This is a genomic window from Bradyrhizobium pachyrhizi, from assembly GCF_001189245.1.
GTDB lineage: Bacteria > Pseudomonadota > Alphaproteobacteria > Rhizobiales > Xanthobacteraceae > Bradyrhizobium > Bradyrhizobium pachyrhizi.
This window is the reverse complement of sequence record NZ_LFIQ01000116.1, coordinates 156,015-179,227: the sequence shown is the minus strand read 5'-3', so window position 1 is coordinate 179,227 and position 23,213 is coordinate 156,015. Positions and strand designations below refer to the sequence as shown.

Sequence of the window (23,213 nt, the reverse complement as noted above, 5' to 3'; positions counted from 1 at the left end):
GCGCGGCGTGCTGGTGCGGCATTTTCAGAAGCCGCGGATCGAGGACTTTCTGCGCATCACGGTCGGCACGGACGATGAGTGCGGCCGCCTGATCGGCCTGCTGCGCGGCATGGTCTGATAGCCGTTCACAAGCGACGCAACTTGCGATCGATGGCTCCAACCTGCATAGTGACCGTGCGGCAAGATGCACGGTTCTCCGGGAAGGAGCGGTCATGCGATTTGCGATCGGCGACGCCACAGTCGACGTCATCGTCGACGACGACGATTTCGGCCTTCCGCTCGCCGAATTCCTGCCCGGCTACGATCGCGACTTGATCGAAGCGCATCGTGCCACGCTGGAGCCGGTGTTCATCGACCTCGCCCGGGGCGTCGCGAAACACGCGATCCAGAGTTTTGTGGTGCGAACCGGCGGCCGAACGCTGCTGATCGACGCTTGCATCGGCGAGCACAAGGACATCCCCGAGATTCCGGCATGGCATCGGCGGCGCGGCAGCGGCTTCCTCGATCGGTTGCGCGCGTGCGGCGTCGACCCGGCCGGCATCGACGTCGTATTCTGCACCCATCTGCATGTCGATCATGTCGGCTGGAATACCCGCCAGCACAACGGCCGCTGGCAGCTGACCTTTCCCAACGCGCGGTATCTGTTCGGCCGCCGCGAGCTTGCCGACTGGATGACGCAGCATGATGCCGGGTGTGCCCCGCCGATCCATGCCCGCGCCCTGGAGCAGAGCGTCATACCGATCGTCGAGGCAGGCCGTGTCGATCTGGTCAACGATGGCCATCAGTTGGGACCGGGCCTGCGGCTGGTCCCGCTGCCGGGCCACACCAGCGGCCAGATGGGGCTGATGGTGGACTACGCACAACATCGCGCGATCTTTTGCGGTGATGCCGTGCACAATCCGGTGCAGGTCTTCCAGCCCGATCTGTCGACATCATCCTGTGCCGACCCACAGCTTGCGCGCGAGACGCGGATGAAGATCCTGGCGGAAGCCGCGGACAGCGGCCGTCTCGTCATACCGGCCCACTTCCGCGGCCCGCGCTGTGCTCATATTCGTCGAGACGGCGGTGGCTACGCGCCGGTGTTCGACGCGCGGCATGGGTAAGATGCAACACCCGGAGCCACAGCTCACCGGGTGAAAGCCGGGTGTATCATCCGGCCCCTTGGAACCGAATGCCGGCCTGCGCGTTCCCCGCCCTGACGGAGGACGCCATGCTTAGAGATGAACAGGTCGCGGTTCTCTGCGACATCGCCCAATCCATTGCCTTCGCCGACGACGTGCAAGGCGAGGTCGACCGGCTCATCAGGGAGGGGTACGTCGCCAAGGACGGCGACCTCTACGAGCTGACGCCGAAAGCCGAGAAGGTTTTGTCCGAGCGCGGTGCCAGCCTCAAGGCGTAACGCTGCCTACCAGGCCGGCATACATCACGTCCCGGCAACCTTGACGCCGAGCGCGGCGGTCTGTTCGCGAAACTGCGCGATCGATCGCGCCGCCATGACGGATACTCCTGTTTAATCGCTCACTCCGGCAGCGGTTTGCCCGCCTGTTCACGCACGATGTAGTCGGCGTACCAGTCGGGCCAGTTCACATCATGGCCGCCGGTCCGCTTCTCGTGATCGCCATGGGCTGCGGCTGCGCGGCGCAGCGCGGCGGCGAGATCGGCCGATGAAGCGAAAGTTGTGCTGTTTCCGTCGACGCGACCGGGCAGACGCTGCGTGACTTGCTGGAGCAGCCAGACATTGCCGTCGGGATCGTTGAAGGTGGCGAGCGAACCGTAGCTCGGCCGCTCCGGATCGGGTCCCTTGACGCGGCCCGCCGCCCCGCGATGAAACACCTCGCTGACATCGACGCCACGCGCGATCAGATCGGCACGCGCCGCCTCGATGTCGCTCACGATCAGGAAGCGCGGCAGCGCGGATCCCTTGTCGAGATGGAGCGAGGTCGGCGAGCCCGGCGGCGTCAGTTGCAGCGCCCGGGATCCGTCCGCCCTGACGAAATCGGCGTCGAGCCGCCAGCCGAGATTTTCATAGAAGCGCTTGGCGCGGTCGACATCGGACACCGGAATCACCACGACCTCGAGCTTCATGTCGATACTCGGTTTCTTGCCTTCGGTACTCATGGCGCGCTCCTTGAAATGTGAGGGACCGGGCCGGAAACGCCCGTTGCACCCACATTGACGATAGCCCATATTGCTATGAAAATCATAGCAACAATGCCGGATGAAGAAAACGTGATGGCAAGGCCAAAGGGCAACCCTGCTGACCAAACGCTGTGTCCGGTGGCGCGCGCCGAAACCGTGGTGGGCGACCGCTGGACCGTACTGGTGCTGCGCGAGCTGTTCGCCCGCAACCATCGTTTCGAGGAGATTCAGGCCCATACCGGCGCGACCCCGCAGATGCTCACCGCGCGGCTGAAGAAGCTCGAGGCGGACGGACTGATGACGCGGCGCGTCTACAACAAGCGGCCGCTGCGCCACGAATATCATCTGACGGAGAAGGGCGCGGCGTTCTTCCCCGTCATGTTCGCGCTGCGCGCCTGGGGCGAGACCTGGTGCAAGTCACCCAGGGACGGTCTTTCCATGAACTATACGCATCTCAGCTGTCGCAAGCCGGCGGGGCTCGGTCCGATCTGCCAGTCGTGCGGCAAACCGCTGCATTGGGCGGACATGGTCGCGGAGCGAACGCCCAAATATCAGAAAGAGCGCGATGCGCGCTGGGAGGCCTTTAAGGCGGCCCGCTGAACGCACCGACGCCGCCGGCGCAAGCGAACAATGCCCATTTGCACTGTCGCACATCCCGATCACGCGGGGCCGAGCCCCGCATCACACAGGAGACCACCATGCCATTCGTTCGCATCGATCTGAAGCGCGGCAAGTCCGCCGAATATCGCAAAACCCTTGGCGAGATCGTCTACAAGGCGATGCGCGACGTAATCAACGTGCCCGAGAACGACAAGTTTCAGGTCATCACCGAGCACGACCGCGGCGATCTGAACTACGCCGACAACTATCTCGGCAACACCTACAGCGACGACCTCATCTTCATCCAGATCACCATGAATGCCGGGCGCACCGTCGAGATGAAGAAGGCGTTCTACAAGCGGATCGTGGACGACTATCAGAGCCAGCTGCAGGGACGGCCGGACGATGTTGTCATCAACCTCGTCGAGGTCGCCAAGGAGAACTGGTCGTTCGGCCACGGCATCGCCCAATACGCGAGCTGAACGCAGAACAGGAATGCGCCGGACGGACGGCCGCCTGCCCGGCGGCTTGCGGTCCGCAGCTTGCGCCCGGCGTTGCCGGCACGCATAGTGCCGCCCGTGCACGAACAACAACAAGCAGGGAGGCAACCATGAGGACGATCGCAGCCGCGCTGTGCGCGCTCACCTGATCGCAACCGGTGCGCAGGCTCAGACGCTCAAGGACTTCATGGCTGTTGTCATGAAGAAATGGACCGCGCCGTTCGAACCGTTCCAGCTCATCGACAATATCTACTACGTGGGCACTGACGGGATCGCGGTCTACGTCATCAAAACGTCGCAAGGGCTGATCCTGATGGACACGGCGATGCAGCAGTCGACCGGCATGATCAAGGACAACATCGCCAAGGTCGGCTTCAAGGAGGGCGACATCAAGATCATCCTCAACACCCACGCCCATCTCGACCACACCGGCGGCTTTGCCGAGATCAAGAAGGAGACCGGCGCGCAACTGATCGCCGGCGAGCGTGACAAGCCGCTACTCGAGGGCGGCTATTATCCGGGCGACGAGAACAACACCGATCTTGCCTTTACGCCGGTGAAGGTCGATCGCACCGTCAAGGAAGGCGACAAGGTGACGCTCGGCGACACCACGCTGACCGCGCACACCACCCCCGGCCATTCGCCCGGCTGCACCAGCTGGGAGATCACGGTCAAGGATGGCAGCCAGGCGCGCAACGTGCTGTTCTTCTGCAGCGGAACGGTAGCGCTGAACCGGCTGGTCGGCCGTCCGACCTATCCTGGTATCGTCGACGACTACCGCTCGACCTTCACCAAGGTCAAGGCGATGAAGGTCGACGTGCTGCTCGGGCCGCATCCGGAGGTCTACGACATGCAGGCCAGGCGGGCGCAGATGAAGGACGGCGCGCCGAACCCGTTCGTCAAGCCGGGCGAAAATGCCACCTACGTGGCCGGGCTGGAGCAGGATTTCGACAAGCAGCTCGCCAAGCAGACCGCCGCGCTGCAGAAGGCCAACTAGCCGCAATTTGCAGCCGTTGCCGCAGCAACTATGGGCCCAGCGGCTTGACATCGTCAGGCAATCCATCGACAGGTGGATTGCCTTTCCGCTTTTGCCGCCCGCAATGACGGAACGTAACAAGACAGAAATGGGAGCCGCCCGATGTCGTCGCGCAAACCCGCCGCCAGCAAAGGCAAGACCGTCACCGTCAAGGACGCCACCTTCGGCCTGCTTCGCGCATGGGGCATCAAGAAGGTGTTCGGCAATCCCGGCTCGACCGAGCTGCCGTTCCTGAGCGACTGGCCCGACGACATCGACTACGTGCTCGGCCTGCAGGAGGCTTCCGTCGTCGGCATGGCCGACGGCTATGCGCTGGCGACGCGCAATGCCGGTTTCGTCAATCTGCATTCGGCGGCCGGCGTCGGCAACGCGCTCGGCAACATCTACAATGCCTATCGCAACCAGACCCCGCTGGTGATCACCGCGGGCCAGCAGGCGCGCTCGATCATGCCGCTGCAGGCCTTCCTCTATGCCGAGCGGGCCTCCGAATTCCCGCGGCCTTACGTGAAATTCGCGGTCGAGCCGGCGCGCGCCGAAGACGTGCCCGCCGCGATCGCGCGCGCCTATTATGTCGCGATGCAGCCGCCCTGCGGGCCGACCTTCGTCTCGGTGCCGATCGACGACTGGGCGCATGCGACGCAGCCGCTCGACGCGCGCCAGGTCAGCCGCGAGATCGGGCCCGACCTGTCGGCGATGCAGGCATTGGTGGCCGCGCTCGGCGAGGCCAAGCGCCCTGCCCTCGTCGTCGGACCGGCCGTCGATCGTGCCGAGGCGGTCGATCTCATGGTGAAGGTCGCCGAGAAATCGAAAGCCGCGGTCTGGGCGAGCCCGTTCTCGGCGCGCTGCTCGTTCCCCGAGCGGCATCCGCAATTCGCCGGCTTCCTGCATGCCGCGCCGGGCCAGCTCTCGGATGCGCTGCGCGATCACGATCTTGTCGTCGTGATCGGCGCGCCGGTCTTCACCTTCCATGTCGAGGGCCATGCCGCGATCTTCGACGGCTCGACCACGATCTTCCAGATCACCGACGATCCGGATGCCGCCGCGATGACGCCGACCGGCCACAGCATCGTCGCGACGATGAAGCCGGCGCTGACGGCGCTGCTCGAGATGCTGCCCGAGACGAAACGCGCCGCGCCGACCGGCCGTGTCCTGCCGCCGGCGCCGGCCACCGGCGACCCGATCCCCGCCGAATATGCGTTGCACGCGCTCTCGGCCGCGATGGGGCCGCATGATGCGCTGATCGAGGAAATACCGTCCCACCGTCCGCTGATGCAGAAGGCGATGCCGATGCACGGCCAGGACAGCTTCTACACCATGGCTAGCGGCGGCCTCGGCTACAGCCTGCCGGCCGCGGTCGGCATGGCGCTCGGTCGACGCACCGGGCGCACGGTCTGCCTGATCGGCGACGGCTCGGCGATGTATTCGATCCAGGCGCTGTGGACATCAGCGCAGCGCAAGCTGCCGCTGACGGTCGTGGTGCTGAACAATTCCGGCTACGGCGCGATGCGCTCGTTCAGCCAGGTGATGCAGGTGCGGAACGTGCCCGGCCTCGATTTGCCCGGCATCGATTTCGTCAAGCTCGCCGAAGGCATGGGCTGCGACGCCTTGCGGGTGACGAAGTCGGCCGAGCTCGCAAGCGCCTACACGCGCGCGCTGTCGCATCAGGGCACCAGCCTGATCGAGGTGATGGTGGATTCCGCGGTGCCGCTGCTTTACACACAGAAGGCGTGAGCAAGGGTCCGTAGGATGGTGGAGCGAAGCGATACCCATCGTTCTGCCCGCGGATAGGATTTGGTGGGTTTCGCTTCGCTCTACCCATCCTGCAAGAGTGCGTGTTGCTGCTCCAGCGCCGCCGCTGACGGCGTCGGCACCTCGCAGCCGGTTGCGCAGCAGCGTCCTGGCTGCTTCGAGACCCGTTGTCGCTGGTCGACAAGGCCGCGGCCGAGCAAATTCTCGACCAGTTCGGCCTTCTCCATCACCGGATAGTTGCGCCAGATCTCGCGCTTCATCGCCTCCGGTGAGCCGCCGCCGTGCAACGAGATCACCGAATACCAGCCGGCTTCGTGCGAGACGGTGAGGTCCTCGATCAGCCGCGCCACCTCGGCGCGCTGCTCGGCCGGGATATCGGGACGTCCGCCCATGACAGCGGCAAGCGAGGCGCGCGTTTCCGGATTGTGATCCTCGTCGGGACCCGGCAGCGCGACGATCAGCCCGCCGGAGACGTAGTGCGCGACGCGGTGCATGTCGTAGATCCTGGTCGCGAGCAGCAGCTTGCCGATGTTGGAGAACACCGCATCCGGCATCACCGAGCCCGCCGGATCCTTCGTGCAGTAGACCGAGGAGGCGACGCCGCAGGCGTAAAAGCTTTCGGTGATGGTGATGAGCTCGACCATCGCCTCGCGGATATGCGCGTGCTTCTCGGCATCGAGCCCGTTGGCCTCGATCATCAGCGCGCCGGCGCCGATCAAGAGATCGCCGAAGCCGGCGCGGGCGCCGATGCAGGAATGCCGGTGATGCGTGGCGTAGGACGTCGTCAGGAAACCGCCCTCCTCGGTCTCGCCGGCGAGGAACACCCGATCATGCGGCACGAACACGTCGTCGAACATCACGACGCCGACCGACTGGCCGTACTTGGCGGAGAATTTCGCCGCGGTATCACCGGGCCGGCCGGCCGGACGCGCGACGATGGTGACACCGGGCGCATCGACCGGCACGGCGCAACAGACCGCAAAATCCTTGTCGGCAGGCACATGGGTGCGGCACGGCATGACAAGGAATTCGTGCATGTAAGGTGCGCCGGTCACGATCGCCTTGGTGCCGCGGATCACGATGCCGTCGGGCCGGCGTTCCTTGATATGGACGTAGACGTCCGCATTGGCCTGCAGGCCGGGACGCTTCGAGCGGTCGCCCTTCGCATCAGTCATGGCGATGCCGAGCGTCAGATCCTGGTCCTGCACCTCGTGCAGATAGTTGAGGAAGCGCTGGCTGTAATCGGTGCCGTGGCGATCGTCGGTCAGCCTGGTCGCCTGATAGAGACCGTTCAGCGCATCATGGGTCAGGTAGCGCTGCGCGCAGCCCGACGTCCTGCACACCAGCCGCACCGCCTCGAGCTTGTCGAGCAGGTCCTGCGAGCTCCGATTGATGTGGAGCATGCGGTTGACGGTCTTGCCCGAGGTGCCCTGCCGCGCCGTCATGATCGGCACATGCTCGGGTTGCAGCGCGAAATCATAGGTTACGCCGACGCCCGCCACGCCCGGCGCCAGCAACGGCTCGTCCGCGACGCTCGCAACGGCCGCGCCGTTGACGAACACACGCGGCTTATAGCGGCGCAGGGATTCCCGGTAGTCCGCAGCCGTCATCAGCATGGCGCTTCTCCCTTGCTCATTTATTCTAACACTGTTAAATTATCTAACGCTGTTAGAATTGAGTCAAGAACGGATTCGCCTGAACATGCAGATGCGCGAGAGCAGGAAGGAAGCGGTCAGCCGCCACAAGCGGGAGCTGATCCTCGACGCGGCGCGCAGCGTGTTCGCGGAGGAAGGCCTCGAGGGCGCGAGCCTGCGGGCGATCGCGACGCGGGCCGGCTACACGCCGGCGGCGCTGTACTTCCATTTCGATTCCAAGGAAGCGATCTACGCCGAGGTGCTGCGGCAATCGCTGGCTTCGCTCGGCGAAGCCGTCAGTGCGGCAGTCGCGACGACGCGCGGCGCCAGGCAGAAGCTGCACGCCGCAGGCATGAGCTTCTTCCGCTATTACGCGGACAACCCGCGCGACCTCGATCTCGGCTTCTATTTGTTCCGCGGCGGCATGAAGCCGGCCGGGCTCGGCCATGACCGCGATCACGCGCTGAACGCCGCGCTGGAGGCGGCGTTGCATCCGATCGCCGAAGCTGCAGAGGCGCTCGGCGCCTCCAGGTCGAAGGCGAACACGGTGATGGTGGACTGCTTCGCGCATGCGACCGGCCTCCTGCTGCTGTTGCACACCGGCCGCATCAGGATGTTCGGCGCCTCGGCACCCGATTTGATGGATGCCTATCTGCGCGACAAGATCGCGCAGATCGCAAAGGATTGAGGCCGCCTCAGTTGCGCGGGCGATATCGTAGCCCGGATGAAGCGCAGCGAAATCCAGGATTCACGCGCGCACGTTCGACCCGGATTACGTTTCGCTCCATCCGGGCTACAGGTCTCACTTCCCGTGCGCTTCCCGCATCTTGGCCTGAATCTTGGCCATGCCGCCGATCCAGCGGTCGTAATTCTCGGTCTTCTTGCGCATGTAGCCGAGCACCTGCGGATGCGGCAGGATCAGGAAGGTCTCCTGCTCGATGCCCTTGAGTGCATCTTGCGCGACCTGCTCGGCGGAAAGATCGCCGTCGCCGGACTGCGGGCCCTTCGGGATCGAGCGCAGCATGTTGGTGTCGACGCCCTGCGGGCAGAGGATCGAGACCTTGATGTTGTCGGCGCGGTGCGAGATCGCGAGATTTTCCGCAAAGCCGACCGCGGCGTGCTTGGTGGTCGAATAGGCCGGGCTGCCGACCTGCGACAAGAGGCCCGCGGCCGAGATCGTGTTGAGGAAGTAGCCGCCGCCGCGCGTCTTCATGCGCGGCACCAGATGCCGCGCCGCATAGACATGCGCCATCACATGGATCGCCCAGCTCCGCGACCACGGCTCGTCCGAGGTACCGCCGGCATTTTTGGACAGTGGGTCGAAGCCGCCGCCGATGCCGGCATTGGAGCAGAACAGCGCGATCGGGCCGAACATGCGCTCGGTCTCGTCGATCACATGCAGAATGTTCTTCTCCTGCCCGACGTCGCATTTGAAGGCGGCACCGCCGACCGTTGCCGCGACCTTCTCGGCCGCGCCATGATCGAGGTCGACGACCACGACCTTCGACGCGCCCACGGCATGGAATGCCTCGCACAGCGCCTTGCCGATGCCATTGCCACCGCCGGTGACCACCACAACCTTACCTGCCACCTGCATGGCCATCCTCCCGATATCTTGATTTCAGCGCATGATCCGGAAAGCCGGTCTCATGTTCAAACAGAGGGATCATGATATCCCATCTTTTGCCGATGCATGATCTTTTCGCGAGGCCGGCCCGGCCCTGTGCGTAACGCCGGCGGACCGCTCAGCTCGCCAGCACGACGTCGAACACGGCCGTGTAGTGGCAGGCGGCCCCGAGCAGCACGAAGCAGTGCCAGATCGCGTTCTGGAAGCGCAGCCGCCGCCAGGAGTGGAAGATCACGCCCAGGCTGTAGAGGATGCCGCCGGCCAGCACGAAGCCGAGCGCCATCGCCGGCAGCGCCTTCACGACGCGGTCGTAGAGCATGATGCCGCTCCAGCCCATCGCGAGATAAAGCCCGACCGAGAGCCGGTCGAAGCGGCCCGGATAGCGCAGCTTCAGCCAGATCCCGACGATCGCCACGCACCACACCCCGACCAGCAGCGCGATCGCGAAGGTGCTGTCCTTCAGTTCCACGATGAACGGCGTATAGGTTGCGGCGATCAACAGATAGATCGCAGAGTGATCGAAGCGCCGCAGCACCCATTTGGCGCGCGACACCGGCCAGAGATTATAGGTCGCCGACAGCACCAGCATCGCGAGCAGGCCGGCGACATAGACCGAGACCACGGCGATGTCGAACGGACCGGCATAGACCGCGGTCAAGACGATCAGCGCGGTGGCGGCCACCAGCCCGAAAGCGACGCCGACCAGATGAACGACGCCGTCGGCGATCAGCTCGGCACGGTCGTAGTTCCACAGCGCGGCGCCGGCCGCGTGGATCGAGGTCGAGGCAAGTTGCTTGAGGCGGAAGACCGTCATGCAGGCTTTCCCGTAGGCCGATGGACGATGGGGAGCGCGGGCGGTGTGACGCGTTCAATTCCCGTGCCCCCGACAATCCCCTCGCCTGCAAAGGCGCCGGAAATGTGAAGCTTGATTTTGGCCCGATAATCGCCACCTTGCGGGTGATCGCCCGCCCCTTTTGGTCCCTCCTGCCGGGTTTATCGTTAACCCTCCATGCCCCCCAGCTTCACTGATATCGTCGAGGAAGCCCGTCTCTCGGCGCGGGCGCTGCTCGACTACGGCGAGGGGTTCTTCAACCCGACGGTGCGGCTCGGCGTCACCGGCCTGTCGCGCGCCGGCAAGACCGTGTTCATCACCGCGCTGGTGCACGGCCTGACCCGCGGCGGCCGCTTCCCGGTGTTCGAGGCCTATGCCTCGGGGCGGATCGCGCGCGCCTATCTCGCCCCGCAGCCTGACGATGCGGTGCCGCGCTTCGCCTACGAGAACCATGTCCGGACATTGGTCGAGGAGCGGCACTGGCCGAGCTCGACCACCGACATCTCCGAACTCCGTCTCGTGATCGAGTATCAGCGGCAAAATGGCGCGGACCGCACGCTGACCCTCGATATCGTCGACTATCCCGGCGAGTGGCTGCTCGATCTGCCGCTGCTCAACAAGAGCTACGAGCAATGGTCGGCGGAGAGCCTTGCGCTGTCGCGCGAGCCGCTGCGCGCAAAACTCGCGGCGCCCTGGCATGCGCATCTCGCGACGCTGAAGCCAGAGGGCAAGGAGGACGAGCAGGCCGCGCTCACCGAAGCACGCCTGTTCACCGACTATCTGCGCGCCTGCCGCGACGAGCGTTTCGCGATGAGCCTCTTGCCGCCCGGCCGCTTCCTGATGCCCGGCAATCTCGCCGACACGCCGGCACTCACCTTTGCGCCGCTCGACGTGCCCGCAGGCGGCGGCGCGCCCGACGGCTCATTGTGGGCGATGATGCGGCGGCGCTTTGAAGCCTACAAGGACGTCGTGGTGCGGCCGTTCTTCCGCGACCATTTCGCGCGGCTCGACCGCCAGATCGTGCTGGCCGATGCGCTCGCCGCATTCAATGCCGGCCCCGAGGCGCTGCACGATCTCGAGGCCGCGCTCGCCGGCATTCTCGACTGCTTCCGGATCGGCCGCAGCACGATCCTGAGCGCGCTGTTCCGGCCGCGCATCGACCGCATCCTGTTCGCGGCTACCAAGGCCGACCATCTGCACCACCAGAGCCACGACCGGCTGGAGGCCGTGCTGCGGCGGATCGTGGCCAAGGCCGCCGAGCGCGCCGAATATGCCGGCGCCGACATCGACGTCGTCGCGCTCGCCGCGGTGCGCGCCACGCGCGAGGCGCAGGTCCAGCGCGGGCGCGACCGGCTGCCGTCGATCCTCGGCACGCCGGCGCCGGGCGAGGTCGCCAATGGCGAGCCGCTTGACGGCGAGACGGAAGTTGCGACCTTTCCGGGCGACCTGCCCGACAATCCGGAGGAGCTGTTCAACGGCGGTTTCCGCGGTCTCTCAAGCTCGGACACAGAGGCCGCGGACTACCGCTTCCTGCGCTTCCGTCCGCCAAAGCTGGAACGAAACGGCGATGCAGAGCCGGCGCTGCCTCACATCCGCCTTGACCGCGCCCTCCAGTTCCTGATCGGAGACAAACTGCAATGAACGAGAAGACGCCCCCGCGGCGGCCGGCGACGTTCAAGCTCGACGATCCCGGCGTGGTCGTGATGGATCCGGACGACGGCGGCCGCCTCACCCGCGGCACGATCCAGATCGTGCCCGAGGCCGAGCCCGCGCAGCTCCCGGTGCCGGTTGATACGCCGCTGGTGCCGACGCGCCGCGGCTTCCGCTGGGGCACACTGTTCTGGAGCGCGGTCGCCGGCCTCATGGTGCTCGGCACCGGACTTGGCGTCATCAATCTGGTCGAGGACCTGTTCGCGCGCAATGAAGGCCTCGGCTTCCTCGGGCTCGCGCTCGCGGTCGTCGCCGCGGTGGCGCTCGCGGTCGTAACCACGCGCGAGCTCGTCGGCCTGGCAAGGCTTGCGACGATCGAGAAGCTGCATCTGCGCGCCGCCGAGGTGCTGATCAGCGACGACCGGGCCGCGAGCCGCGCGATCGTTGCCGATTTGCTCAAGCTCGCGCACCAGACCCCGCAGCTCGCCCGCGCCCGCAGCGCGCTGCAGAGCCACACCGACGACATCATCGACGGCGCCGATATGATCCGCCTCGCCGAACGCGAGCTGATGACGCCGCTCGACGAGGAGGCGCGACGGCTGGTATCGACCGCCGCGCAACGCGTCTCGGTCGTCACCGCGGTCAGCCCGCGCGCGCTGTTCGACGTGCTGTTCGTGTTCGTGGCGAGCTTGCGGATGATCCGCCAACTGGCGCGGCTCTATGGCGGCCGGCCCGGCGCGCTCGGCATGATCCGGCTGCTGCGCCACGTCATCGCGCACCTCGCCATCACCGGCGGCATGGCTGCCAGCGACAGCCTGATCCAGCAGATGCTCGGTCACGGCATCGCGGCAAAACTGTCGCAACGCCTCGGCGAAGGCATGCTCAACGGCCTGTTGACCGCCCGGCTCGGCCTCGCCGCGATCGACGTCACCCGCCCGCTTCCCTTCAACGCCCTGCCGCGCCCGGCGCTGACGGATCTCGCGAAGGACCTGATCCGCAAGCGCGAGGAAGAGGAATGAGGTGCTTGCCTCGCCCCGCTTGCAGGGAGAGGCCGGAATTCTCGCGAAGCGCAAATTCCGGGTGAGGGGGAGTCTCTGCGAGACCAATTCTCGCCGTCCCCGCGGAGACTCCCCCTCATCCCGACCTTCGCAGAGCGAGCTCTGATCGTCTCGTCCCCGCAAGCGGGGAGAAGGAGGCGGCCAGCACGCGCCAGCGGAAGAAAGTGGTGTCCGGCGGCGGCGACAGATCGGGCGTCCAGCCGCTGATCTTCTCCAGCGAATAGGTGTCCATCGCCATGCCGCGCCAGCTGCGCGTCACGCGCTCCAGCGGCTGGCGCACCGCTGATGTCTCGCGCCACAGCGGCAGATTGTTCTCGGGCTCGCGCCCGACATAAATGCCGGCGTGATCGCGGATCTTGCTCATGCCGGGATCGGCAAAGCCCTGGAAGCGGCCCCGCTCGTTGATTTCGATGACCGTCACCTTCCCGCGCAGCAACCAGCGCAGCATCGCATAGGTGCGATAATCTGTTGTCGCGACCCAGGTCGCGCCGGTCGCCTCAACCTGCGTCAGCGTGCGCGCGGCCACCACATCGTAGCCTGCCTCGGTGCCGATCGGATCGGTGCGCCCGATCAGATTCCACGGCGCGAACATGTAATAGAGGAAGACGCAGACGACGAACACGATGCCTGATGTGATCGCGGTCCGCGCCCAATAGACCGTCGATTTGACGAGCCCGACCGACCAGCCCTCGAACGGCATCCGCGTGACGTTGATGGCAACCGCCGCGAAGCCGGCCGGCCACAGGAACATCGGCCAGGTGTCGCCGACCCGCAGCGTCAAGGACTTCCAGAGGAAGTAGATGAACGGCACCAGCACCGCGGTCGCCAGCAGGATCGCGATCGGCTCGCGCTTGCGGTAGCCGCGCCATACCGTCAGCGCGGTGCCGAACAGCGTCACCGGCAGCAGCACGAAGCCGACCAGGCCGAACTGCATGCCGATGAACTCGCCGACGGTGCGCAGCGTGAAGGCGCGCTCGGCGGTGGCGCGCACCGCTTGGAAGCGGAACGAGGCCCAGTCATGCTCGGCATTCCAGATCAGCACCGGCGCGAACACGATAATCGCGATCAGCGCGGCAAGATACGGATACGGGCTGCGCAACCAGCGCCAGCGCCAGTCCGGCACCAGCGCAAAGGCGAGCACCGCCGGCGCGAACATGATCGCGGTGAATTTCGACAGCAGCGCCAGCCCGGCGAACAGCCCCGCCGCGAGCCACCAGCGCCCGTCACCACTTTGCGCAAGCCGGACCAGCGACCATAGCATCGCCACCGAAAACGGGATCAGCGCCGTATCGGGCGCGACCTTGGCCATCAAGAGGCCGTAATACAGCGCCGCCTCCGGCAGCAGCAGCGCCAGCATCACCGCGCGGATGTTGTTGGCCGTCACGCGCCGGACGATGTCGGCGAGCAGGAGCTCGGTGGCCAGCATCGCCACGATGCCGCCGAGGCGGACGCCGAGATTGGTATCGCCGAGGATCGCGGTCCCGAAGCGGATGAACCAGGCGACCATCGGCGGATGGTCGAGGAAGGACAGCACATTTTCCTTCGACCAGGTCCAGTAATAGGCCTCGTCGGTGCGCAGATCGAGCGCATGGGCGTAGACCAGCCGCATCGCGGTCATGGCAACGATCACGGCGATGACGCCCCGCCAATCCGGCGCGCGCGAACGGGCCGGCTTAACGCTGTTGTTATCGGCTCCAGGTTCGGTTTGGGCTATCGTCACGGCGCGCTTTTTGTTCGACTCTTAACGGAGTGTCAACGTGCCGCGCGGCCTGCCCTCACGGCTCGTGCGGACCCGCGGTGGTGTTCAGCGCGGGAATTAACCACTAGACTTGCCGATCATGAGTCACATGGCCTCCCCCTCGCGCGAGCACTTGCAGGACATGGCCCGCAGTATCGGCCTGCGGCAGGTCCGCATCGTCACGGGGGCGATCATGTTCGCCTACCTGATCAGCCATTTCCTCAACCACGCGCTTGGCAATATCTCGACGCAGGCGCTGGCGATCGGGGTCTACTACCACACCGAGTTCTGGCAGTTCCTGCCGGTCGCGATCGTGTTCTACAGCGCCTGCCTGGTGCATACCGGGCTCGGCATCTGGGCGCTCTACCAGCGCCGCGAGTTCCACTGGAAGGCGATCGAGCCGCTGCAACTGACGCTCGGCCTCAGCATCCCTATGCTGATCGTCGCCCACGTCGTCGGCGTACGGCTCGGCCAGACCCTGTACGGGCAAGAGAAGCTCTACCCACAGGAGCTGTACACCTTCTTCATCGCCTCGCCGAACCGGCTATGGCAGATGCTGGCGGTGCTGGTGATCGCCTGGGTGCATGGCTGCATCGGCCTGTATTTCTGGCTGCGGCTGCGTCCGTTCTTCAAGCGCGCCGCGCCGTTCCTGCTCGCCGGAGCCGTGCTGATCCCGACCCTGGCGATGCTCGGCATCTACCAGGGCGGCCGCGTTACGATCGCGGATTATCAAGATCCCGACTGGCGGCGCGAGGAGCTGTCGGTGCAGAAGCTCGGCACGGCGGCGCAGGGGACCACGCTCGAGAAGATCACCGACGGCCTGACCATCGGCTATCTCGGCCTGCTCGGCCTCGTGCTGCTGGCGCGCGGCGCGCGGGCCCTGCTGGAGCGCCGCGGCGGCATGATCGCGCTGTCCTACGGCAACGGCCGCACGCTGCGGGTACCGAAGGGATTGAGCGTGCTGGAAGCAAGCCTGCGCTACAACGTGCCGCATGCGAGCGTCTGCGGCGGCCGCGCACGCTGCTCGACCTGCCGCATCCGCATCATCGGCGATCACGCCGGCTTGCCCGAGCCCTCGCCGCGCGAAGCCTTCGTGCTACACCGGGTCGGCAATGACGATCCGTCGATCCGGCTGGCCTGCCAGTTGCGGCCCACCGCCGACCTGAACTTCTTCCAGCTGTTCCTGCCGAGCACGACGTCGGCCAACGCGCACGCCGCCAATCCGGCACGGGTCGGCCAGGAGCGCTATCTGGTCAGCATGTTCGTCGACATGCGCGGCTCGACGCAGCTTGCCGAGAAGCGGCTGCCGTTCGACACGGTGTTCATCGTCAACCGCTTCCTCGGCGCGGTGTCGCAGGCGGTGCTGGAGGCAGGCGGGCGGCCCAACCAGTTCATCGGCGACGGCATGCTGGCGCTGTTCGGGCTTGCCACCGACCGGCAGGTGGCCTGCCGCCAGGCGTTGCGCGCGGCTGCGCTGATCGCAACCCATATCGACGAGCTGAACCAGTTCCTGAGCCACGATCTGCGCGAGCCGATCCGCTTCGGCATCGGCATCCATGGCGGCGAGGTGATCGTCGGCGATATCGGCTATCGCGACCACATGGTGTTCACCGCGCTCGGCGATGCTGTCAACGTCGCAGCACGGCTGCAGGATATGACCAAAGCGCTGGCCTGCGAGGCTATCATCTCGGACGAGGTGCGCGTCACCGCCGGGCTAGCCGACGACGCCCTGCCGGCGCAGGAGGTCGCGATCCGCGGCCGCAACGAGCCGATGACCGTGCGCACGGTCGAAAAGACGCAGCTCCTGTCGACGCTGGTCGACGACCGGCGTGCCGTCGCGGCCTGACCGGTTCATCTCCGCTTTAGCCCAATGTGACCTGCCGCACATCCGACGGTGCGTTCAGCAGAGATGCTCGAACGTGCCCGGTGCCGGATGCGACTGACTGGCGATGGGTAACACTGCAACCGCGCCGCGACAGAGCTCAACGCGCATCCGAAGGAGAAGACCATGTTTCGCAAAGTCACGCTCGCTCTCGCCACTGCCGCAACCCTCGGTGCCGCCGCGCTGGCGCCGACCGCAGCTTCCGCCAAGCCGTTCTTCTGGCATCCGCATCACCATCACTTCTGGGGTGGCCCGGGCGTTGCCGTCGGCTTCGTCGACTCCGGCTGCTACGCCACCCGCCTGGTGCTGACGCCTTACGGCTATCGCTATCGCACCGTGAATGTCTGCTACTGATCGAACCTTCTACTTGGATGGAAACGCCCCGGTCGTCCACGCGACCGGGGCTTTTCGTTGTTGCGACGCAACGCTGCGAAAGCTCAATTGACTCGCGGTTGTCAGGTGCGACATTTGGACCGCGCGCATTCCATGATGCGAAGGCGCGCAAGGCAATCTGGGCCTGGTGATGACCGGCTCACGACAGAACAGCTTCGGAGGAAGCGGAATGCTCGATCGACGAGACTTGATGAAGCGCGCCGGATTGGCCGCTTTGGTGGCGGGGCTGGGATCAAGGGGCGCATTCGCGCTCGACACCGTGACGCTGCCCTTTGGCAATGGCGAGCGGCCGCTCGTGCGCTACCCGCAAAAGCGCCCGATGATCGGCCTGACCGCCCGTCCGCCGCAGCTGGAAACGCCGTTTGCGATCTTCAACGACGGCCCGATCACGCCGAACAATGCGTTCTTCGTCCGCTATCATCTCGCCGACCTCCCTTACAATCTCGATCCGGACAAGTTCACGCTGGAGATCAAGGGCAAGGTCGACAAGCCGCTGAAGTTGTCGCTGAAGGACATCAGGAAGCTGAAGGCGACCGATATCGTTGCCGTCAACCAGTGCTCCGGCAACAGCCGCGGCTTCTTCAATCCGCGCGTCGCCGGCGGCCAACTCGGCAACGGCGCGATGGGCTGCGCGCGCTGGCACGGCGTGCCGCTGAAGACCGTGCTCGACATGGCCGGCGTGCAGGCCGGCGCCAAGCAGGTCACCTTCAACGGCATGGACGGTCCGGTCAGCGACAAGACGCCGGATTTCGTCAAGGCGCTCGACATCGATCACGCCCGCGACGGCGAGGTGATGCTGGCCTGGGGCATGAACGGCGAGGACCTGCCGTTCCTCAACGGCTTCCCGCTCCGCCTCGTGGTGCCCGGCTATTACGGCACCTATTGGGTGAAGCACCTCAACGAGATCACCGTGATCGACAACGTGTTCGAGGGCTTCTGGATGAAGTCCGCCTACCGGATACCGGATACGCCGAACAACGCGGTCGAGCCCGGCACCGCACCGAAGGCCACGATCCCGATCAATCGCTTCACGGTGCGCTCGTTCATCACCAGCGTTGCCGACGGCGCCAAGCTGAAGGCCGGCCGCATCATGCTGCGCGGCATCGCCTTCGACGGCGGCAAGGGCATCAAGGAGGTGATGGTCTCGACCGACGGCGGCAAGAGCTGGACGCCGGCCAAGCTCGGCAAGGACCTCGGCAAATACGCCTTCCGCGAATGGAAGTTGCCGGTGAAGCTCGCTGCCGGTCCCGCAGAGCTGAAGGTGCGCGCCACCAACAATGCCGGCGACACCCAGCCGATGGATCCGTTGTGGAATCCGGCCGGCTATCTGCGCAACGTCGTCGAAACCGTGCGCGTCACCGCAGCGTGAGGAGAAGCATCATGACCAGCAAGCTGCTTCCATCCCTCGCCGCGATCGCCGCGCTGTCGATCGGCGCCGCCATCGCCGCGCCCGTGAACTACACGGTCCCCGAGGAGACCGCGGCCTTCAAGCCGGGTCCCAACCTCGAGGTGGTGCAAAACAACTGCACCGCCTGCCACTCGGCCGACTACATCAAGACCCAGCCGCAGGGCGAGAAGTTCAAGAAGGATTTTTGGCAGGCCGAGGTGACCAAGATGATCAAGGTCTACGGCGCGCCGATCGACGAAGCCGACGTCGGCAAGATCGTCGAATACCTCTCCGCGACCTATTGAGACGCGGCCGGTCGATCCCCGCGCGCCGGCCGAAAAGGCAGCGCGCGGGACGATCGATCCAGTTCGGTACACTGGAACCGATCCGTTTCTTGCAGCGCATCAATTGACCGCGAAACGGGCAATCCGGCGTAAAACCCCCGCAAAGCGGGTTGTTTCCGGCCGAAAACACACCGTCGTTTGATCTACCCAGCTTTTTTCAAACTGCTATCCTGTCATCGCGGACAAGCCGGTTTTTGCGGGGACCGACTGGTCTGTTTTCGATTGATTCCGCGGAGACGACTGGAATGCCCAAAGGTACAGTGAAGTGGTTCAACCCGACCAAGGGTTATGGATTCATCCAGCCCGCAACGGGCGGCAAGGATATTTTCGTGCATATTTCAGCCGTTCAGAAGGCTGGCCTTCAGACCCTCAACGAAGGTCAGTCGGTTGAATACGAAGAGATTGCAAATCGCGGCAAGACGTCAGCCGAAAACCTCAAGGTCTAGCGTCACAGCGCCAGATCCGGCGGCGCACTCTCGGACGCCATCCGGGAGTGGGGGCCGATCCACACACCAGACAACGTGACGTTCGGCGGGGCGGGCACGCTGCCCGCGCGCCACGGCGTTGAACTATTTCGGCGGCCACCGCTCGCGCGCCGACGACTACCTTTTGCGCCGGGAAGCGCGCGGCTGCGCTTTGCAGCATCACAGGCAGGTGCCGCTCTGGCCGTTGCCGCACGGCACCCTCTTCGACAGCTCCTGGACCTTGCGCTTCGACTCGGCCTGCGCCAGCACGTCGAACACGCTTGACGGCGTGAGCCGAGTTGCCTTGCGGAAGTCCTCGGTCGCCTTGTCGGCATGGTTGAGCGCCTCATGCGCCTTGGCGCGGGCGAACAGGCCCTCAACCGTCTCCTTCTGCGCAATCGCCCGGTCGAGATCCTCGACCGCCTTGTCGTAGTTGCGCAACGCCGACCAGGTGATGCCGCGCAATGTCAACGCCGGCTGATAATCGGGCCGCGCAGAGAGGATGAAGTTGAGATCCTTCATCGCGTTATCCGGCTTCTTCAGCCCGAGATAGGCCCGGGCGCGCAGCACGTGCGGGAAGGCATCGTTGGGCGCCCGCGTGATGATCTGGTCGAAGGCCGCAATGGCGCGGTCGTACTGGGAGGAAGTCAGCATCGCGAGCCCGCGGCCGAGCTGTGCCGTCGGATTGTTCGGGCTTCGCTCCAACACAGCGTCGATATCGACCAGTCCCTCATCTGCGCGGCCCTTGAGCATCAACGCGAGGCCGCGCCACGATTTGGCGATCAGATTGGTCGGCACCAGCGCCAGGGCCTGATCGAAATCCAGGAGCGCCTTGTCGAGCTGGTTGAGGCCGATATGAGCGAGCCCACGCTCGGTGAAAGCGAGCGTCTCCTTGGGATTGAGCGAGATCGAATGATCGTAGTCGGCGAGCGCGTCCTGCACCTTGCCGGTGCCGGCCTTGACGAGGCCGCGCGCCAGATAAGCCAACGAATTGTTCTGATCGAGCGTGATGGCACGGCCGGCGTCGGCCATCGCTTCATCGAACCGCCGCATGCCGGCGGCATTGAGCGCGCGGGACGCCAGCAGCTGCGGATCGTCCGGCTTGAGCTTGAGCAGGGCATTGAGATCGTTGCGCGCGTCCGCCGACCGGCCGAGCTTTGAATAGGCCAGTGCACGCAGGCGCAGCGCAGCCTCGTTGCGGGGATCGCCGCCCAGCACCTGGGTGAGATTGGCAACGGCGCCCGCATAGTTGCCCTGTGCGACGAGCTGCTTGGCCTGCTCGACCTGCTGGTTACCCGCCGCCGGCGCCTGTGTGGCGGTTCGCGGCGCCGTCGCGCCTGGAGCTGGCGTCGCCGGTGTCGGCGCGGCATGCGGCGGCGTGCCGCCGCCTGCCTTGGCCAGCTCGGCCTGCATCGCCAGCGCCTGCTGGCGCTGCTGCTGGATCTCCTTGTTGTCGGGAAGCATTGTCAAGAGCCGGTCGAAGTCGCCAATGGCCCTGACATAGTCGCCCTTGGCGCTGTAGAGCTGGGCACGGGCGAAATAGGCGTTACGCTCGGCCTGCGGCGCCTGCGCGATCGCGCGCGAGAAATCCTCGATCGCTTTATCCATGTCGCCCTTGCGGCGATAGGCCTGACCGCGCCAGTAGAATGCATTCGGCGTGCCGGCGTTGACGGCAATCGCGGTGTTGGCGTCGGCCAGCGCCAAATCGGGCTGTCCGGTTTCGACATAGGCCCGCGCACGCCCGACATGCGCCGCGGGGAGATCCTGCCGCAACGTGATCGCCTGGCCGTAATCCGAGATCGCATCGCTCCAGGCGTGCTGGTCGGCGCGCAGATTGCCGCGCGCCAGGAAGCCGAACGGGTTCTTCGGTTCGAGTTCGATCGCGCGATCGAAATCGGCGCGGGCCCGATCCAGGCTGCCCTTGCGTTGCTGGACATAGCCGCGCGCGATCAGCGCCGGCACGAATTGTCCATTCAGCTGCACCGCGGCATCGGCATCGCTGAGGGCCTGATCGATCTTGCCGCGCGCGATGTCAAATCGCGAGCGGCCGGTGAAGGCTTTGGTACGGTCCTCCGTGGAGCGTGCGGTATCGTTGATGATGCCCGTGCACGCCGCCTCGGCCTTGTCCGTCGGCGGCCCGCCGCAATCCTCGACATCACCTGCGCGGGCCGGGCCGGCAAGCGCTGGCCAAAGCAGCAGCGCAAGCGCCAGCAGCTGTGGGAAACGAACGCCGCCGCTGGCGGCATCAATGCAGATCGAACGTGAACGCATGTGGTAGCCTCGGGTTGACCGAATGCTGCCGGTGTTAACGCGTCACTTGGTTCTTATGGTGATCGGCGCTGAACGTATTTTTTGGAACCATATCATTCGAAGCTATTGTTCGAGTCTTGGAATTCGGTTCCCAGCGTCACGCGGAACGCTATCCTGCGATCAATAAGGACGGAACAGCGCGGAACGCGCAGCTGCGACGCTCAGCCGTTCAATCTTCCGTCACCCATTTCGCGACCGTCATGACATCAGGCGGTTGCAGATAGCCGCGGGGCCAGAGATCGACCGCCCATTCCACCTTTGTCGCGCGCTCGACGAGAACGGCGGTGTTGTGCGGCGTTTGCGCCAACGAAAATCCGCGGTAGTGGGGATCCCCGACGTCATGAAACTTGAACAGGTTCCACGCCTGCATCACCAGCATCAGGCTGGTCGTGTTCCGCGTCGTGTCCCAGCAATCATAATTGTGCTTGTCGTCGTTGGCGCGGAAATCCGCTTTCGCCACGCGCTTGTCGGTGCCGAGGATCGGCCCCATGCGCCGGTCGAACCAGATCACGGCCTTTTGCACGGCCGCGCGTTCGGCGGCGGCATTGGCGCGGCCCGTGGCCATGATCTTGGCCAGGGCCGCCCGGTCGGCTGCGCTGAAGTCGAGCATCTCGCGACGCCGGCAGACGAAGCCGTAACAGACGGTCATCCCCGTCGCCGACGGCGGATAGATCGAGACCGAGGTGTAGAGCTGCATGATGCCGGAGCTGAGCTCGGCCGCGTGGGCCGGCATGGCAGATGGCAACGACAGCATGAGCACAGCAAGCGCGCCGGCAAATCCGGCCCGCTTCATTCGTATCGGCTGATCAGCATCTTTCATGAACGACTGCCCCAACTCGACCAAAGGATTATCGCGGGCGTGTCGCGATGCCAAGACATCCGGCGCATGGCTGTGGATCGGATCGGGGCATATCAGCCGACCGGCAGCGGCGCATCGCGCTTGACTTCCTCCATCACCGCGTAGGTTCGCGTCTCGCGCACGCCCGGCAGCGCCAGCAGGGTCTCGCCGAGAAACCTGCGATAGGCGGTCATGTTGGCGACCCGCGCCTTGACCAGATAGTCGAAGCCGCCGGCCACCATATGACACTCCAGCACTTCCGGTGCGGTCTGCACCGCCCTGGCGAACTTCTCGAATACATCGGGCGTGGTCTTGTCGAGCAGCACCTCGACGAACACCAAGAGACCGAGGCCAAGCCGGTGCGGATTGAGCCGCGCGCCATAGCCCTCGACGAAGCCGTCGCGCTGCAGCCGCTTCAGCCGTTCGCCGACCGAGGTCGGCGACAGGCCGATCCGTTCCGCCAGTTCCACATTGGCAATCCGGCCATCCCCTTGCAGGATCGAGAGGATTTTCCGGTCAGTCTTATCGATCTCTGTCATATCTACGGCAATTCTCGAATTGATCCTGATTTTCTAAGGCAAATCTGCTAATTTGTCTATCGAACTACGGTTCGCTAGCGCGTACGTGTTCCCACACAATCTCAAGGGACCGCCATGCCAGACCCGTTGCCGCCCCCGTTCAGCGCACCCTACGCGCCCGACGACGCCGTCATCGCCGCCCGCCTGCGCCAGGATGCAACGCTCGGCGCGGAGGCGGAGGCACGGATCGACCGCACCGCGACGCGCCTGATCGAGGCGATCCGGGCCAATGACGATCCGCTCGGCGGGGTCGAGGACATGCTGCGGGAGTTCGCGCTGTCGACCAAGGAAGGGCTGGCGCTGATGGTGCTGGCGGAGGCGCTGCTGCGGGTACCCGATGCGCGCACCGCCGACCAGTTCATCGAGGACAAGCTCGGCCAGGGCGACTTCGTCAACCACGAGACCAGATCGAGCGCGTTCCTGGTCAACGCCTCGGCCTGGGCGCTCGGCATGT

General features: G+C 65.4%; 21 protein-coding genes and 3 pseudogenes. 16 read left to right on the top strand and 8 right to left on the bottom strand.

Features of this window, described 5'->3' with window-relative positions; genetic code table 11:
* The 3 genes and pseudogenes from AKL29_RS45905 to AKL29_RS31795 form a co-directional block, all read left to right on the top strand.
* Positions 1–118, top strand: a pseudogene (locus tag AKL29_RS45905) (histidinol-phosphate transaminase); the annotation flags it as partial.
* A gap of 94 nt (positions 119–212) precedes the next feature.
* Positions 213–1,103: an MBL fold metallo-hydrolase gene (locus tag AKL29_RS31800; protein WP_050386886.1), complete on the top strand. Its 891-nt coding sequence runs from the start codon at positions 213–215 to the stop codon at positions 1,101–1,103.
* Positions 1,104–1,210: 107 nt separating this feature from the next.
* On the top strand, positions 1,211–1,399 hold the full coding sequence (locus tag AKL29_RS31795) for a Rossmann-fold NAD(P)-binding domain-containing protein (protein WP_028334959.1): 189 nt from the start codon (positions 1,211–1,213) through the stop codon (positions 1,397–1,399).
* Positions 1,400–1,518: 119 nt separating this feature from the next.
* Here the strand turns inward: AKL29_RS31795 and AKL29_RS31790 are convergent, their stop codons facing one another.
* Positions 1,519–2,118, bottom strand: coding sequence for a VOC family protein (locus AKL29_RS31790; protein WP_050386885.1), 600 nt, complete (start codon positions 2,116–2,118; stop codon positions 1,519–1,521).
* A 114-nt stretch (positions 2,119–2,232) separates the two neighbouring features.
* Here AKL29_RS31790 and AKL29_RS31785 point away from each other — a divergent pair, with 114 nt between their 5' ends.
* From AKL29_RS31785 to mdlC, 4 genes and pseudogenes are all read left to right on the top strand, one after another.
* The gene (locus AKL29_RS31785) at positions 2,233–2,739 is read left to right on the top strand and encodes a winged helix-turn-helix transcriptional regulator (protein WP_050386911.1); all 507 of its coding nucleotides are present in this window, start codon (positions 2,233–2,235) and stop codon (positions 2,737–2,739) included.
* A gap of 98 nt (positions 2,740–2,837) precedes the next feature.
* Positions 2,838–3,221, top strand: coding sequence for a tautomerase family protein (locus AKL29_RS31780; protein ID WP_050386884.1), 384 nt, complete (start codon positions 2,838–2,840; stop codon positions 3,219–3,221).
* Positions 3,222–3,349: 128 nt separating this feature from the next.
* Positions 3,350–4,236 (top strand): annotated as a pseudogene (gene blaBJP / locus AKL29_RS31775) (BJP family subclass B3 metallo-beta-lactamase).
* Positions 4,237–4,377: 141 nt separating this feature from the next.
* Entirely contained in the window at positions 4,378–6,006 is a 1,629-nt protein-coding gene (gene mdlC, locus AKL29_RS31770) for a benzoylformate decarboxylase (RefSeq protein ID WP_050386882.1), read from the top strand.
* Positions 6,007–6,086: 80 nt separating this feature from the next.
* Here mdlC and AKL29_RS31765 read toward each other — a convergent pair whose 3' ends face one another.
* A complete protein-coding gene (locus AKL29_RS31765; RefSeq protein ID WP_050386881.1) occupies positions 6,087–7,640 on the bottom strand; it encodes a 4-hydroxyphenylacetate 3-hydroxylase family protein in 1,554 nt (517 codons plus the stop codon).
* Positions 7,641–7,725: 85 nt separating this feature from the next.
* Here AKL29_RS31765 and AKL29_RS31760 point away from each other — a divergent pair, with 85 nt between their 5' ends.
* On the top strand, positions 7,726–8,346 hold the full coding sequence (locus tag AKL29_RS31760; protein ID WP_050386880.1) for a TetR/AcrR family transcriptional regulator: 621 nt from the start codon (positions 7,726–7,728) through the stop codon (positions 8,344–8,346).
* A gap of 114 nt (positions 8,347–8,460) precedes the next feature.
* On the opposite strand, the gene AKL29_RS31755 is transcribed toward AKL29_RS31760, so the two are convergent.
* Positions 8,461–9,255 carry an SDR family oxidoreductase gene (locus AKL29_RS31755; RefSeq protein ID WP_050386910.1) on the bottom strand — a complete coding sequence of 265 codons (795 nt, stop codon included), beginning with the start codon at positions 9,253–9,255 and terminating at the stop codon, positions 8,461–8,463.
* Between the two features lie 148 nt (positions 9,256–9,403).
* Positions 9,404–10,099 carry a PAQR family membrane homeostasis protein TrhA gene (trhA, locus tag AKL29_RS31750; RefSeq protein ID WP_028334953.1) on the bottom strand — a complete coding sequence of 232 codons (696 nt, stop codon included), beginning with the start codon at positions 10,097–10,099 and terminating at the stop codon, positions 9,404–9,406.
* A 195-nt stretch (positions 10,100–10,294) separates the two neighbouring features.
* On the opposite strand from trhA, the gene AKL29_RS31745 reads away from it, so the two are divergent.
* Complete coding sequence (locus AKL29_RS31745) at positions 10,295–11,758, top strand: YcjX family GTP-binding protein (protein ID WP_050386879.1); 1,464 nt, start codon at positions 10,295–10,297, stop codon at positions 11,756–11,758.
* On the top strand, positions 11,755–12,786 hold the full coding sequence (locus AKL29_RS31740) for a YcjF family protein (protein WP_050386878.1): 1,032 nt from the start codon (positions 11,755–11,757) through the stop codon (positions 12,784–12,786). The genes AKL29_RS31745 and AKL29_RS31740 overlap by 4 nt, the downstream gene beginning before the upstream one ends.
* A gap of 115 nt (positions 12,787–12,901) precedes the next feature.
* Here the strand turns inward: AKL29_RS31740 and AKL29_RS31735 are convergent, their stop codons facing one another.
* Positions 12,902–14,443 (bottom strand): glycosyltransferase family 39 protein, encoded by a 1,542-nt coding sequence (locus AKL29_RS31735; protein WP_050386909.1) that lies wholly within the window; start codon positions 14,441–14,443, stop codon positions 12,902–12,904.
* A gap of 262 nt (positions 14,444–14,705) precedes the next feature.
* On the opposite strand from AKL29_RS31735, the gene AKL29_RS31730 reads away from it, so the two are divergent.
* The 5 genes from AKL29_RS31730 to AKL29_RS31710 all read left to right on the top strand — a co-directional run bounded on the left by AKL29_RS31730 (position 14,706) and on the right by AKL29_RS31710 (position 19,015).
* Positions 14,706–16,409, top strand: a complete 1,704-nt coding sequence (locus tag AKL29_RS31730) for an adenylate/guanylate cyclase domain-containing protein (RefSeq protein WP_430648902.1) — start codon at positions 14,706–14,708, stop codon at positions 16,407–16,409.
* Between the two features lie 162 nt (positions 16,410–16,571).
* On the top strand, positions 16,572–16,799 hold the full coding sequence (locus AKL29_RS31725) for a hypothetical protein (RefSeq protein WP_028334948.1): 228 nt from the start codon (positions 16,572–16,574) through the stop codon (positions 16,797–16,799).
* 208 nt (positions 16,800–17,007) lie between these two features.
* The gene (gene sorA, locus AKL29_RS31720; RefSeq protein ID WP_050386876.1) at positions 17,008–18,207 is read left to right on the top strand and encodes a SorA family sulfite dehydrogenase catalytic subunit; all 1,200 of its coding nucleotides are present in this window, start codon (positions 17,008–17,010) and stop codon (positions 18,205–18,207) included.
* An 11-nt stretch (positions 18,208–18,218) separates the two neighbouring features.
* The gene (sorB, locus tag AKL29_RS31715) at positions 18,219–18,530 is read left to right on the top strand and encodes a SorB family sulfite dehydrogenase c-type cytochrome subunit (RefSeq protein WP_050386875.1); all 312 of its coding nucleotides are present in this window, start codon (positions 18,219–18,221) and stop codon (positions 18,528–18,530) included.
* Positions 18,531–18,814: 284 nt separating this feature from the next.
* Positions 18,815–19,015 (top strand): cold-shock protein, encoded by a 201-nt coding sequence (locus AKL29_RS31710; RefSeq protein ID WP_016842427.1) that lies wholly within the window; start codon positions 18,815–18,817, stop codon positions 19,013–19,015.
* A gap of 198 nt (positions 19,016–19,213) precedes the next feature.
* On the opposite strand, the gene AKL29_RS31705 is transcribed toward AKL29_RS31710, so the two are convergent.
* The 3 genes from AKL29_RS31705 to AKL29_RS31695 form a co-directional block, all read right to left on the bottom strand.
* Complete coding sequence (locus AKL29_RS31705; RefSeq protein ID WP_050386874.1) at positions 19,214–21,304, bottom strand: tetratricopeptide repeat protein; 2,091 nt, start codon at positions 21,302–21,304, stop codon at positions 19,214–19,216.
* Between the two features lie 208 nt (positions 21,305–21,512).
* The gene (locus tag AKL29_RS31700; RefSeq protein WP_050386873.1) at positions 21,513–22,136 is read right to left on the bottom strand and encodes a hypothetical protein; all 624 of its coding nucleotides are present in this window, start codon (positions 22,134–22,136) and stop codon (positions 21,513–21,515) included.
* 119 nt (positions 22,137–22,255) lie between these two features.
* On the bottom strand, positions 22,256–22,720 hold the full coding sequence (locus AKL29_RS31695; protein WP_018273295.1) for an Lrp/AsnC ligand binding domain-containing protein: 465 nt from the start codon (positions 22,718–22,720) through the stop codon (positions 22,256–22,258).
* A gap of 114 nt (positions 22,721–22,834) precedes the next feature.
* On the opposite strand from AKL29_RS31695, the pseudogene AKL29_RS45900 reads away from it, so the two are divergent.
* A pseudogene (locus tag AKL29_RS45900) lies at positions 22,835–23,213 on the top strand (bifunctional proline dehydrogenase/L-glutamate gamma-semialdehyde dehydrogenase); the annotation flags it as partial.